Below are 1,157 nucleotides of genomic sequence, written 5' to 3'. Positions count from 1 at the left end.
TGCGCCTCCCGCCGGCCAAGCGAGCGCAGGATCGCATTGGTGGCGAAGGACGACAGGACGGCCAGGCCAAGAAAGACCAGCGAGGCGACGCCGAAGAACAGGAAAGCGTGCTTGGTGACGCGGGCCGCAATGCTGGCATTGCGCAGCGTCTCGGCCAGGCCGACGACCGACACCAGCGACGTGTCCTTGAGCAGGCTGAGCCAGCAGTTCTCCAGTCCAGGAAACGCGATGCGCAGCAGTTGCGGCACGATCACCTTGCGCATGGTCAGCCAGTTCGAAAGACCGATGGCATAGCCGCCCTCATACTGGCCTTTGGGAATGGCGCGGAAGGCGGAAAGGAAAACCTCACTGGCATAGGAGGAGAAGATCAGTGCAAGCACGATCATGCCGGCGACAAAGCTGTTGACGTCGATGGTGACGTCAGGCCGGAAATACCTGACGAGATGCTGCAGCAGGATCGGCATGCCAAAAAAGAACAGGAAGAGCGTCACCAGTTCTGGCAGGCCGCGAAAGACGGTGGTGTAGATGTTGGCGGCAAGGCGCAGCGACGGTTCTTCGGACTGCTTGGCGAGTGCAATGAAAAAGCCGATCGTCAATCCGATGGGCAGCGTGGCAAGCGCCAACGCAATGGTGATCAGTGCGCCATAGGCAATATCGTCAAGCCAGCCTTCAGGTCCCCAACTGAGAAGTGTCCATATGCTCTGGGCTGGCATCGACCGGTCTTATCCTCACGGCATTCCCAAGACGAATAGAAAGACGGCGGGGAAATTCCCCGCCGTCTTGACCTGGCTTATCAGGACTCGGCGCCGTAGACGTCGAACTTGAAATACTTGTCGTTGATTTCCTTGTATTTTCCATTGGCGCGAATGGCGGCGATGGCCGAATTGAGCTTGTTGACCAGGTCGGTTTCGCCCTTGCGTACGGCAATGCCGGCACCAGGCCCGAAAATCTCGACCGGCTGCGGCGAAGGTTGGCCGAGGATCTTGCAGCAGGCGCCGTCAGGCGAGTCCAGAAACTGCTGCAGCACGACGATATCGTCCTCGATGGCGTCGAGACGACCATTGGCAAGATCGGCCTGCTCCTCGGGGCTGCTCGGATAGCCCTTCACGGTGCTGTCGGTGTAGGTCTTCGAGGCATAGTTGAAATGCGTGGTGGTG

2 protein-coding genes are annotated in these 1,157 nt (G+C 59.3%); both read right to left on the bottom strand.

Annotation, left to right across the window (positions count from 1 at the left end; translation table 11 throughout):
• Nucleotides 1–713 (bottom strand): ABC transporter permease (locus EN994_RS32390; RefSeq protein ID WP_164746464.1); only part of this gene is annotated, 713 nt, incomplete at its 3' end.
• Between the two features lie 80 nt (nt 714–793).
• Nucleotides 794–1,157 (bottom strand): transporter substrate-binding domain-containing protein (locus EN994_RS32385; protein WP_127308198.1); only part of this gene is annotated, 364 nt, incomplete at its 5' end.

It is taken from the genome of Mesorhizobium sp. M7A.F.Ca.CA.002.09.1.1, from assembly GCF_003998555.1.
GTDB lineage: Bacteria > Pseudomonadota > Alphaproteobacteria > Rhizobiales > Rhizobiaceae > Mesorhizobium > Mesorhizobium ciceri.
This window is presented reverse-complemented; position numbering and strand designations above follow the sequence as displayed.